The following is a 12,032-nucleotide window of genomic DNA, read 5'->3' as shown; positions in this document are numbered from 1 at the left end:
GCCAACGGTTTATTGGATACTCTTTAGCAAATTTATTTCATCAAATCCTATTGCTGGCAGTTTTAGAAAACTGTCCTAACAAGTATTTAAGGCGGTGTATTCTAACAGTTTTATAGTCTGTACTTATATGTCACCTAAGATAAATTTAGCGATAAGCAAATTTATCTTCTCAAACTAATAACACTCTCATTAACATTTTGTGGTGGTACTGAGTCGTTTAGCTATCTATGATCAATAGCGTACTTGTGTCATAACAATAAATCATTAGGAGAAATAAATGAGTATCGACTTTGAAGCTGCCAAACAAAACCTATTACAACTAAAAGAAGAGTACCAAACTCGGATTGCTGACATTGAGGACCATATCCAAAATCCGCAAGATGATCTCAATGAACACTGGGAAGATCAAGCGATTGCTTATCGTCAGAATGACATGCGCAAGAACTTAATAGTTGAGGCACAGCAAAGCTTAGGTTTTGTAGACCACGCTTTAAGCCGTATCGAAAGTGGCAGTTATGGGGAATGTGAGGTATGCGCTGAGCCTATCGAAGCACAGCGCCTGCAAGCATTGCCTTATGCAACTTTATGTATGCAGCACGCTGAATAAATTCGTGCTTATATTTTAAAATAGTATTCATTCAGCAGGCACATTCCACTTATTAAGTACTTGCTGCCACTGCTGACAACGCATCGCGATTTGATGGACAGGTAAATCCATGATATCGCCAACGATTGCTATATAAGCAATAGGTAACCCTGCCAGCTCTGAGATGTTTTCTGCCGTTAAACCGCCTATCACGCATATTTTTATATCTTGCTGACAACCTTCTATCAGTTGCTGGCGTAAGATAGTGGCAGCATTGGGCTTGGTCGTTGAAGCAAAGATTGCACCCATGGCGGCATAGCTTGCGCCTTCAGTTTTCGCAGCTTTGACTAGCATTATATCGCCATGACAAGTGCGACCAATGATTTGATTCGGGGCTAAAGATTGTGTTGCCTCACTAAGATCACCATCTTGCTGTCCCAAATGCACGCCGATACCAAGTTTTTCGGCCAAAGCAATATTGTCATTTATCAATACTGGCACATTATAGGTTTTAGCCAAATTAACGATTTGTAGCGCCTCTTTATAAAGAACAGACTCACCGTCAGGCAATGCCAATATCTGCTTACGACGTATTTGTAAAAGAGCAATCAATCCTGTTGCTAAGGCGGCTTCTAACTTTTGATATAAAAGGCTAAACTCATCATCATTAGTCAGCAAATATAGCTTAGGTATAGTATGAGAAACCGTAGAGACCGATGCCTGAATCATGTAATGCTCCTTAATATCAACACGTTTTTGACATAATAAAAAGGCTGTTATATCACATAACAGCCTTTTTATTATAAATGTCTTTTGATACTGCGCGTTTAACGCTGTAATCTTATACCGTGCGGCGTGTTGCCAAGCTATTTAAGATATTTTTGGCATCACCCCAGCGCGTTGCTGAGCTATTGGCACCCAAAATTACGATAATAGCGGGACGATTATTGACGCGCGTCTCCATGACAACACAACGACCTGCTTCATTGATAAAACCTGTTTTTGAGATGCCGATAGGATAGCTACCATCACGAACTAAGCTGCTGGTGTTATTGGCTTTGTAAGTGCGGTTACCACTTGAGAAGTTAGAGACAAAAAAATCATAGCTCTTAGTGGTTGAGAAACGACGAATCACGTCATAGTTACCAGCAGCACGAACCATTTTAACCAAGTCATTTGAGGAAGCAACGTTGCGCTTATCCAGACCAGTTGGGTCACCAAAGAAAGCGGTACTCATGCCAAGCTCTTGTGCTTTACGGTTCATCGCACGTATAAAGGCGCTATAGCCACCCGGATAATTACGGGCAAGACTTTTTGCTGCAGGATTTTCTGACTTCATTAATGCCATTAATAGCATCTCAGCGCGATTGAGACGATCGCCTGACTTTAGGTTAGAGCTGGCACGCTTTGGACCAACGAAATCTTCTGGATCAAGTGTTAGCTCTTCACGCATATCTAAGCCGGCATCAAGTACCACGATAGCCGTCATTACCTTGGTAATACTGGCCATTGGACGCGCGATATCCGCATCTTTTTGATAAATTGACTCACCGGTTTCTGCATCAATAACCGCGACACTGCGCGAATCGGTGCTGATCGGAATCATATTACTGTTGCCAAAACTACCGCGATAAGTGGTGTTGTAGCTATTGGCATTATTATAACTGTTGTTATTACTACTACCAAAACTGGTCGTATTGGTAATACTGGTTGTACCAGAACCGTTATCTATTTTTTTAATCGTAGAGCTATTGCCAGACCTAGACATGATACTGCGCGCTTCAGACAAGCTATCGGCACCGCCCCAGCTCAGGCGAGCACTAGACTCAGAGCTGGCGCTACCATTAATTGTAAGTGCGGCTTGTGCGACACTGCCCAAACTCAATGAAATCATAGCAGCGATTAATTGCTGTTTGGTTAATGGTAGTTGCTTCATTCTGCCTCCTGCTTACGTGCTGTCATCAGTGACATACTGACTGACGCCAACTACGTACGTAGCGTTTATAGGTGTGTTTGTAGATACTCACATAGAGTTTTTGTATTTTTAGTGTATCATGGTTTGCATTTAAGTTTAATGTACTAAATCAATTAGATGGCATTTCAGTGCCACATTCAAATTTTACTACACTTACTTGATGTTACAGCAATATTAGTTAACATTAGCGCAATATAGCATTACATTAACGCTGGCAGACACCTTATTGCGTCTCTACTGTCCAAATAAAGCAATTAATATTGGCTTTTTTATGCGTAAATGAGTGTTATTGGTCAAATAGATTGATTAAGATGACTTAAATTTAGCAGTGCACCCTTTATTCTGATAGATAGAAAAGAGTATAACAATGATTCGAGTATTAGTAGTAGATGATCATGATTTGGTGCGGATGGGTATTAGCCGTATGCTGGCAGATAGTGCAGATATCGAAGTCGTCGGTGAGGCAGACAGCGGTGATATGGCGATAAAGATGGCAAAACAGCTGCGTCCTGATGTCATATTACTGGATGTAAATATGCCCAATATCGGCGGTTTGGAAGCAACCAAACGCTTGATTCAGCTGGATATGGGTATCAAAATTTTGGCGGTTAGTAGTATGTCAGCTCAACCTTATCCCTCAATGTTGATTAAAGCGGGCGTCAATGGCTATATTACTAAAGGCACACCGCTTGATGAGATGATACGAGCTGTCAAAAAAATCTATCAAGGTGGACGCTATTTTAGCCAAGACGTCGCTGAACAATTAGCTGACGTACTATTATCTGATAATGCCAATTCCCCTTTTGATTTGCTCAGTGATCGTGAGAAGCAAGTAGCAATGATGGTGGTCAACTGTCAAAGCCCTCAACAAATCGCAGACCAGTTATTTGTCAGTGTGAAGACCATCAACACCTATCGCTATCGCATTTATGAAAAAGTAAATGTCGATAGTGATGTGAAATTGACGCATTTAGCGATTCGTCATGGTCTTATTCAGCCCTAATTATCAATTCTCTCTCATTAAGCACATTAGTTATTAATCCATGAATCCTGCCAAATCTGCCTCCAAGCTTATCGCTGTTATTACTGACTATCTAGAGCAAGATGATATTTTGCCTGTGCCGCAGTTACGCAAACTGGGGATGATTTATAGCAGTTATCGCTTTATCGTCAGCTTGTTTTTTATGCTGATGGTATATATTACGGTTCGCACGGATGGCAGCCCATCATTGCCAAGTTTCTTGCAGCAAACCGTGCTCAGTTTTTACGTTTTGCTAAGTTTAATCTTGCTAGGATTATTTTATACCGTTGGTAAGCATATACGCCGACAGCTGGCTTTTGGGTTGGCGCTAGATGTCATTATTCTAAGCTTACTGCTCTATACCGCTGGCGCACCTGATTTGCAGCTGACCATGCTATATATGGTGGTGGTAGCCGCAAGCTTTATGTTATTACATGGTTCACAAGCATTGATTATTACTTTGCTTGCCATTATTTTTGTGATTTATCAGCAGTTTTTTTATGCCATTGCCAATAGTATGAGTTTGGCAAATTTAGGCAATGCCCTACTCATGTCAGCCAGCTTTTTGGCAGTAGGCGGTCTAAGCTGGTCGATATCGCAGCGCTTGGTACAGCTTGAAAAAGTGGCGGTTCGCCATGCCAAAGAAGTCGAGCGTTTAAATAGTATCAATCAAGAAGTCATCTCTCAAATGGTCAATGGTGTCATCGTCATTGATAACAAACAAGTGGTCTTAGCCAACCTTGCGGCTTATCAGCTACTTAGTATCCCAAGCCGTCATGACAATCAGTCAAAACCAGTAGCCGCTTTTGAGCAGCAACTTGGTCAACAACATCTGCAATTGTTTAATGCTTGCTTATCGGTAGCCGCAGGACTAACGCGTACTTTCATTTATGAGCTGCCTGCTGTTGCCAACTCTTCTATCATTGGCAAGCTGCGTGTCGATATTATTCCTTTAAAAGACGACAGTAAACTCATTATATTAGAGGATTTACGCCGTGAACAAGCCAGTGCGCAACAATTAAAGCTCGCCTCACTTGGACAGTTGACCGCCAGTATCGCTCATGAAATCAGAAACCCTTTGGCAGCTATTTCTCAAGCTAGCCAGTTGCTAATAGAAGATGTTATAGAAAGCGAGATGGACAATGACAATGCCCTAAATCCTTTCGCTAATAATAATATAAATAGCCAGATGACTGGCAACCATGAGCTTTATAAAATGATATTTTCGCAAACAAAACGCGTTAATCGCATTATCGAAGACGTATTAAAACTGTCGCGCCAGCAAACGGCCAATCAACAAACCATTATCCTTGCTGATTGGATGCCTGTATTTTTAGACAATTACTTTAAAGGACATGATGTCTTTTTACATGTTCTTACCCAGCCTACCATCTCTTTTGATATTCATCAGTTAGAGCAGGTACTCATCAATTTAATCAATAATGGTTTACGCTATAGTAGTTACGCCCACCCTCATGCCTTTGTGGAAATCGAAATTTATTGTGCCGATAACGATGTTATAATCGATGTTTTGGATGGCGGTACTGGTGTTAATGCAGCTGATTTAAGCGCTTTATTTAATCCGTTTTTTACCACCGAACAATCAGGCACAGGGCTTGGGCTATATTTATCACAAGCCTTTTGTGAAGCCAATCAGGCACGCTTACTGTATGTGCCTGAGCATCAAAAAACCTGCTTTAGGCTGATTTTTCCTGCTGTTCATAATGATATCGTTAGTCCAACTTTTATCTGAAGAAAAAATTACTTCTCAAAAAAAATTGAAAGAAAATGTAAAACAATAGGCTTTATATTGTTCATTAAAAAATACCTGTAACCAATGCAGTTATTAAGACTGATAAACCCTTAGAGAGTTATTTTATATACTTTTGCAGCACTTGAAAACAATGAGATGATGTATGACAACCACCGCGCTAGTCGTTGATGACGAAGTAGATTTATGCCGTTTGATGCAAATCACCCTGACCAAAATGGGTATCAAAAGTGATGTTGCCTATACATTGTCGCAAGCGAAATCGTACTGGCAAGACAATGACTATGACTTTTGTCTAACCGATTTAAAACTCCCTGATGGTTCGGGATTAGAGTTGGTCAAACATATCAGTGCCAGCTCCAGTAAGCCCATTGCGGTGATTACAGCGCATGGTAGTATGGATTTAGCGATTGAAGCACTAAAGCTTGGGGCCTTTGATTTCGTCAATAAACCGCTTGAGCTACCCCGCTTACGGCAATTGGTTGAAAACGCGCTAAAAGTAATACAACAAGATTTGAATGCCAAGTCCACGCCGCAACGCTCACCTGAACAGCAGATGCTTGATGAGCGCCTGATTGGTGATTCGGCAGTAATGCATCCTTTAAAAAACACTATTTTAAAATTGGCTCGCTCACAAGCGCCGGTATTTTTGTCAGGGGCGTCAGGTACAGGTAAAGAAGTCGTTGCGCGGCTCATTCATGACTTAAGCCCGCGGCGTGACGGCAGTTTTGTGCCGGTAAATTGTGGGGCAATACCTTCAGAGCTGATGGAATCAGAGTTTTTCGGTCATAAAAAAGGTAGCTTTACAGGTGCCGTTGCGGACAAGCAAGGTTTATTTCAGCAAGCCAATGGCGGTACTTTATTTTTAGATGAAGTGGCAGATTTGCCTTTAGCGATGCAAGTGAAGTTGCTACGGGCTATTCAGGAAAAAACTGTACGCGCGATTGGTGATACCAAAGAAGTACCTGTCGATATTCGTATCTTGTCAGCCACGCATAAAGATCTGAACCAGCTGGTACAGACAGGGTTGTTCCGTCAAGATTTATATTACCGCATTAACGTGATTGAGCTTAAATTACCAACATTGAATGCACGGCGCGATGACATACCGGTATTAGCCACGCATTTTTTAGCGCTGATTGCTGAAGAGTGGCAGTTGGAGTCGAAGCCTTTATTAACTGCAGAGGCTTGCCTGCGTTTACAGCAGCATGATTTTGCGGGTAACGTTCGTGAGCTGCGTAATGTACTTGAACGTGCCGTTACTCTAGCTGAAACCTCAACTATCGATATAAGCCATCTCGGCTTATCTGACTTAGATGACCATCAACAGGCGCATATGCCTCAAAAAATCAATGAAAATAACGCATCTGATTCAATAGAAAATATAGATAAAGACGATAGAGAACCATCATCTATCAAAAGTGTCTCGACGCAGCAAGCAACAGCTAATCTGCATCCTTATCGTACGATGACTCATCACTATGCTGCAGTGAAGCAGCCTTCGATATCCGGTACGATATCTGACTCATCGTCTTCCGCAATAGGAATAGAGCAGCAATCAGTGACAGCAATGGCGGAGCGCGCTGAATCAGTAAACAAGAACGCAAATAGTGATAAGACCGATTCTGTAGCCAATATCGACAGTAGTATTGATGGCAATATTGATATATTAGACAGTATCGCGATAAAAAGCAGCGTCAGTGGTCAGCTACCAGCACAAGGGTTAGAGCACTATCTCCAAGAGCAAGAAAGACAACTTATTATCACTGCACTTAAGCAAACTGGCTGGAATAAAACCCAAGCCGCTGAACTATTAGGAACCACTTTTCGATCCTTACGCTATCGTATGACCAAACTTGAGATTGCAGAAGATCAAGCTGAATAAAGGGCTTTGATATAGAATTGTGACTAGATTAGAGCTTTTCCTCAGATGTTGGTTTTTCAATAACATTCTTTATAGCTGTATTGTTTTTAATAATACTATTTTTAGGATCGGGCTTTTTCTCAGAGCGTACAAATCGAATACCTGAAGTAAGTGCTTTCTTTCGTAATAAATCAAGCGCTTGCTGCTCCCACGTGCTTTCACTACCCGATAGTGCGATATCAGGCTCTACCCCAATACCATCTATCTTTTTACCTGAAGCGGTCATATAATTGGCAACCGTAAGCTTGACTGCTTGCTCCTCGTTAAGCGGTATCACCGATTGTACAGAGCCTTTGCCGTAACTGACCTCACCTAAGACAGTGCCACGCTTTTGCGCTTGCAAGCTACTGGTCAACACTTCTGCCGCTGACGCCGAATAGCGATTTTGCAATACTACTACCGGTAACGCCTCAAGCAATGCTGCACCTCTAGTCGATAATGTACGCGAATCTGCTTGGCGACTCTTTATCTGTACCACATCCGTATCTGTCATAAATAGGCTAGCAACGCTCACAGCGGATGCCAATACGCCACCTGGATTATCACGTAAATCTAGTAGTATTCCTGTGACAGGCTTATCTAAATCGATCAAACTTTGTAGCAGTTTTTCACGGCTATTATTTTGAAATGCTGGCAACCTAACAATGGCCATACCATCTACAAAACGAGTTTCGATAATTTGAGGATGGCTATTATTACGTTGTAAAGTGGTGACATGTTTACGGCGTCCTGCCTTGGACGTCACCACATCTACTTGCGTACCGGCAATGCCTGTCAAAAGCTGCTCGATATCGTTACTTTCTTCATCTTCGCCAAGCTTAAATTCATCGACTTGGTGTAGATAATCGCCAACTGCGATACCCTTTTTATCGGCAGGTGAATCATCAAGTACCTCAGTGATGACCCAATAGCCCAAGGCTGATTGATACTCAACCTTGATACCAATATCGCCGACATCGCCTTCTGTAAAAGCACGCAGATTTTCATAGGCTTCAGCGTCCAGAAATTCCGCATGACTATCGAGCTTGGTTAACATGCCGCTCATAGCATTATTAAACAGTTCTTCATCATTAACTGTATCGACATATTCGCGACGTACCAAATCAATCAAAGCAACAAAGGTCTTCAACGTTTCAGGAGAAATAGCATTTAATGATACTTGAGCCACTTCTGCAGGAATGTCGGTATTAATAATAGGCGATTCATTGTTCAGCACACTTTCATCCGCCACACTATCAATTAAATCGTCAGCTTGATCAGCAGATTCAAGCATATCAGCAATATCTGATAGATCATCTGCGCCGTTATCTAATGGTACATTATCAGCATTTAAACTGATGAGTTGTAAGCTTGCCGTACGACTCGCGTTGCGTCCTGCAGCAGTATCTTTGACAGCCGCTTGCGCTGGTATAGCAATCATACTTAAGCCCAGAAAACCCACGATAAGCGTCGGCTTTAAGACGTTAGTGTAGCTAGATATCGTACTCATTGACTGCTCGAGTCTTTTAGAGGTCAATGGAAATGTACGACTGATAGGATTGTTAAAATGCATAAAAATCACCTGAAAATTTGTCCAAAGTTAAGCCATCATTATTATAGGATTGTTATATGGTTATTATTGAATAATAGCCCATAAGATAGCATCAAGCACCCTTATAAGAATAGGAGAGTATTGCAAGTAACTTAGGTGAAATGTTAGACAAAATGTAGCAACAAAAAAGGGAGAGCTGATCAATAGCTCTCCCTTTTAATATTAATTTACTTTGAAAGTAATGTAACGCTACTACTATAAATTTCTAGCGCCTTACTATAATTGGATTATTGAGCGGCAACCAACAAACTTTCGCCTGTCATCTCTTTCGGCGCTTCGATATCCATTAAGGCCAGAATAGTAGGTGCAACATCACTAAGCTTACCGCCGCTACGGACTTGTACTTTTTTCTCACCGACATAAATCAGTGGCACGTGTTCAGTAGTATGCTGAGTATGGACTTGACCACTCTCATAGTCTTGCATCTGCTCACAGTTGCCATGATCTGCTGTAATCAGCATATCGCCGCCTGCCGCACGTACTGCTTCTGCCACGCGCCCAACGCAGATATCTAACGCTTCTACTGCTTGCACCGCAGCATCAAAGATACCAGTATGACCGACCATATCACCATTGGCATAATTGACAACTAGCACGTCATATTTACCAGATTCTATCGCTTCCACCAGTCTATCAGTCACTTCAGGCGCGCTCATCTCAGGCTGCAAGTCATAAGTAGCAACATCTGGCGATGGCACTAAGATGCGTGTCTCACCTTTATATTCATCTTCACGCCCACCACTAAAGAAGAACGTCACATGCGCGTATTTTTCAGTTTCAGCAATACGTAACTGGGTTTTGCCCTTATCTTGCAAATACTCGCCAAGTGTATTGGTCAATGAGGTTGGATAATAAGCGATGCTGGTTTTAGGATTATCTGCTAACACATCAGAATACTTGGTCAACATCACAAATGCCGCAAGTTTTGGCTGCTTATTGCGGGCAAATCCTGAAAACTCATGATCCGGTAATACGAAAGCTTGCGCAAGCTCACGAGCACGGTCAGCACGGAAATTCATAAAAATAAGGGCATCATTGTCATCAACGGTATAAGGCACTTCATCACGCCCAATTACGACCGTTGGATTAATGAATTCGTCGGTTTCGCGTGCTTTGTACGCAGCTTGCACTGCCCCATCAGCACGAGTTGCTAAACGATCCGCTTTACCTTCAGTGATCAGCTCATAAGCTTTTTGTACACGATCCCAGCGATTGTCACGATCCATCGCATAGTAACGCCCGATAATACTGGCAATCTGTACACGACCACTCTCATAATGCGCATTCAGCTTTGCGATATGATCACGAAGACGATTGATATATTTATCAGCAGACTTAGGCGGCGTGTCACGTCCATCCAAAAAGCAATGCACAAAGACGTTTTTGGCACCATGTACCAATGCGGAATGACACATTGCTTCAATATGGTCTTGATGAGAATGGACGCCACCATCTGACAGCAAGCCCATAATATGCACATTGCCGCCCAATGTGTTGGCGGCTTTTACTGCATCGACCAAGGCTTCATTTTTATAAAAATCACGACTGGCAACTTCACTTGAGATACGAGTTGAATCCTGATAAAGCACGCGCCCAGCGCCCAAATTCATATGCCCAACTTCTGAATTACCAAACTGACCATCTGGCAAACCTACATCTTCTCCTGACGCTGATATCAATCCATGCGGATATTGTTCATAAATATTATCTAAATTTGGCATATTAGCGGCAGCAATGGCATTGTCTTTATCGTCTTCACGATGCCCAAACCCATCTAATATCATTAATACACGCGGCACTTTCTTATTATTATCACTATCTTGCTGCTTGCTTAATTGTGCCTGATTATCGTCGATAGATTCTGATTGTTGCTGGGTATTGGTCATGGATTACCGCTCCTCAAGTGAATGAACGCCTATAATGCTGTATTAGGATGTCTAAAGTTGTCTATATTAGCACACATCTTGAAATAGCTGAAAAGTGAGCTTCTAAATCAACAATTGCTTACTATATAAATAGATTAGGATGTAATAATAATTTCATGGTAATAATGCTAATTATCAAACTCACGTAGCAATCTGTAAATCGTACTTGCAATCACTCAAACCATTGGTTAAGATAATTATATTCTGAAGTGTTGGCTAGCAGATGTTTATTCCCTGAGCCGATAATGCTTTACCAGGATGTGGTACCTATTGCTTCATTGTGTATGCCTGCACCGCTTGCGGTGTATCAGGAAACCTGCCGAGGCAGTGACGCATCCGCCCTGAACTTCACGGTTCATGGGTCACCATCTTGCGGCGGCACTTCGGTTGTTATATTCGGCTAGTAGTTCTTTTATTTATAAGCACTATATTTATAAAGAATGAATTACAGCTACTAAAAAGCCCCTTTTGTCATTGACGAAAGGGGCTTTTTCTATGCTTGTCTATTAATTCAACTATTCGTCATTAGCAGATTTAGTGATTTTTTTCACATCTTTAGGAATGGTTTTTGCTGTCCCATCAATCGTTGTATGCTGCTTAAACACATCACCAAACGGGTTTTGCTGTTGACCAAACGGGTTCTGATTATTCATACCACCTGCGCCGCCAAACGGGTTTTGACCACCCATGCCGCCAGCACCACCGAATGGGTTTTGTCCGCCGCCCATTTGTCCACCCATCTGCTTGGCCATCATCTCCATCATTTTTTGTTGATTGTTCATGACGTAATTATTGGCGAAGTCTTTGAGCTTTTTCTGCACGGGTGGCAAGATAACCAGTAATGCCAATAAGTCACTAAGCACACCAGGAATGAGTAGCAAAATACCAGCCGCTGCCATAGCCACACTTTTGATCATGGTTGACTCTTGCGGACGCATCGACGGATTCATCATACCGCCTGCTTTCATCTGCTGTGCCATTGGGTTGAGAGCTGCCATGCCTTTGCGCAGGAGCGAAATACCGATGACGGCGGCGATAATAAACCAAATAAACACCAACCAGCCACTCGTAAATTGAGCAAGCAAATACCAAAGCAGCATCTCGATAATAAACCATACGATGGCAATACCAACTATCTGACCCATAAAGTGTCGTCCTATAAAATAAAAACCAATAAATTGAGCGCCATGCAAATTAAAATGGCTAACATATGATGTATATGGGGATTGATTGCTATAC

The 12,032-nt window shown here is 42.0% G+C and carries 9 protein-coding genes and 1 other RNA gene; 5 read left to right on the top strand and 5 right to left on the bottom strand.

All coding sequences use genetic code 11. From position 1 onward, the window contains the following. The first annotated feature begins 277 nt into the window (after window positions 1-277). Window positions 278-607: a TraR/DksA family transcriptional regulator gene (locus FQ083_RS10780; RefSeq protein ID WP_149409853.1), complete on the top strand. Its 330-nt coding sequence runs from the start codon at window positions 278-280 to the stop codon at window positions 605-607. Between the two features lie 27 nt (window positions 608-634). Here the strand turns inward: FQ083_RS10780 and FQ083_RS10775 are convergent, their stop codons facing one another. Further along, complete coding sequence (locus FQ083_RS10775) at window positions 635-1,315, bottom strand: thiamine phosphate synthase (RefSeq protein ID WP_149409852.1); 681 nt, start codon at window positions 1,313-1,315, stop codon at window positions 635-637. 112 nt (window positions 1,316-1,427) lie between these two features. After that, window positions 1,428-2,522 carry a serine hydrolase gene (locus tag FQ083_RS10770; RefSeq protein ID WP_149409851.1) on the bottom strand — a complete coding sequence of 365 codons (1,095 nt, stop codon included), beginning with the start codon at window positions 2,520-2,522 and terminating at the stop codon, window positions 1,428-1,430. A 406-nt stretch (window positions 2,523-2,928) separates the two neighbouring features. On the opposite strand from FQ083_RS10770, the gene FQ083_RS10765 reads away from it, so the two are divergent. The 3 genes from FQ083_RS10765 to FQ083_RS12905 all read left to right on the top strand — a co-directional run bounded on the left by FQ083_RS10765 (window position 2,929) and on the right by FQ083_RS12905 (window position 7,238). Further along, the gene (locus FQ083_RS10765; protein WP_011513027.1) at window positions 2,929-3,564 is read left to right on the top strand and encodes a response regulator; all 636 of its coding nucleotides are present in this window, start codon (window positions 2,929-2,931) and stop codon (window positions 3,562-3,564) included. A gap of 40 nt (window positions 3,565-3,604) precedes the next feature. Continuing rightward, a complete protein-coding gene (locus FQ083_RS10760) occupies window positions 3,605-5,335 on the top strand; it encodes a sensor histidine kinase (protein WP_149409850.1) in 1,731 nt (576 codons plus the stop codon). 163 nt (window positions 5,336-5,498) lie between these two features. Further along, window positions 5,499-7,238 carry a sigma-54-dependent transcriptional regulator gene (locus FQ083_RS12905; RefSeq protein ID WP_149409849.1) on the top strand — a complete coding sequence of 580 codons (1,740 nt, stop codon included), beginning with the start codon at window positions 5,499-5,501 and terminating at the stop codon, window positions 7,236-7,238. A gap of 28 nt (window positions 7,239-7,266) precedes the next feature. On the opposite strand, the gene FQ083_RS10750 is transcribed toward FQ083_RS12905, so the two are convergent. After that, complete coding sequence (locus FQ083_RS10750; RefSeq protein ID WP_149409848.1) at window positions 7,267-8,829, bottom strand: S41 family peptidase; 1,563 nt, start codon at window positions 8,827-8,829, stop codon at window positions 7,267-7,269. 266 nt (window positions 8,830-9,095) lie between these two features. Continuing rightward, window positions 9,096-10,754: a 2,3-bisphosphoglycerate-independent phosphoglycerate mutase gene (gene gpmI, locus FQ083_RS10745; protein ID WP_149409847.1), complete on the bottom strand. Its 1,659-nt coding sequence runs from the start codon at window positions 10,752-10,754 to the stop codon at window positions 9,096-9,098. 237 nt (window positions 10,755-10,991) lie between these two features. Here gpmI and ssrS point away from each other — a divergent pair. Further along, a non-coding RNA gene (gene ssrS / locus FQ083_RS10740) (6S RNA) lies at window positions 10,992-11,187 on the top strand. Between the two features lie 121 nt (window positions 11,188-11,308). Here the strand turns inward: ssrS and FQ083_RS10735 are convergent. Beyond that, a complete protein-coding gene (locus FQ083_RS10735; protein ID WP_020442939.1) occupies window positions 11,309-11,938 on the bottom strand; it encodes an FxsA family protein in 630 nt (209 codons plus the stop codon). Window positions 11,939-12,032: the final 94 nt, after the last annotated feature.

The sequence above is a fragment of the Psychrobacter sp. ANT_H59 genome (assembly GCF_008369225.1).
Lineage (GTDB): Bacteria > Pseudomonadota > Gammaproteobacteria > Pseudomonadales > Moraxellaceae > Psychrobacter > Psychrobacter cryohalolentis.
The sequence above is the reverse complement of the archived record's forward strand: the minus strand, read 5'-3'. Positions and strand labels throughout refer to the sequence as shown.

Coding starts and splice junctions, on each gene's coding strand:
- FQ083_RS10780 (WP_149409853.1), top strand. CDS start 278: ATGAGTATCGACTTTGAAGCTGCCAAACAAAACCTATTACAACTAAAA.
- FQ083_RS10775 (WP_149409852.1), bottom strand. CDS start 1,315: ATGATTCAGGCATCGGTCTCTACGGTTTCTCATACTATACCTAAGCTA.
- FQ083_RS10770 (WP_149409851.1), bottom strand. CDS start 2,522: ATGAAGCAACTACCATTAACCAAACAGCAATTAATCGCTGCTATGATT.
- FQ083_RS10765 (WP_011513027.1), top strand. CDS start 2,929: ATGATTCGAGTATTAGTAGTAGATGATCATGATTTGGTGCGGATGGGT.
- FQ083_RS10760 (WP_149409850.1), top strand. CDS start 3,605: ATGAATCCTGCCAAATCTGCCTCCAAGCTTATCGCTGTTATTACTGAC.
- FQ083_RS12905 (WP_149409849.1), top strand. CDS start 5,499: ATGACAACCACCGCGCTAGTCGTTGATGACGAAGTAGATTTATGCCGT.
- FQ083_RS10750 (WP_149409848.1), bottom strand. CDS start 8,829: ATGCATTTTAACAATCCTATCAGTCGTACATTTCCATTGACCTCTAAA.
- gpmI (WP_149409847.1), bottom strand. CDS start 10,754: ATGACCAATACCCAGCAACAATCAGAATCTATCGACGATAATCAGGCA.
- FQ083_RS10735 (WP_020442939.1), bottom strand. CDS start 11,938: ATGGGTCAGATAGTTGGTATTGCCATCGTATGGTTTATTATCGAGATG.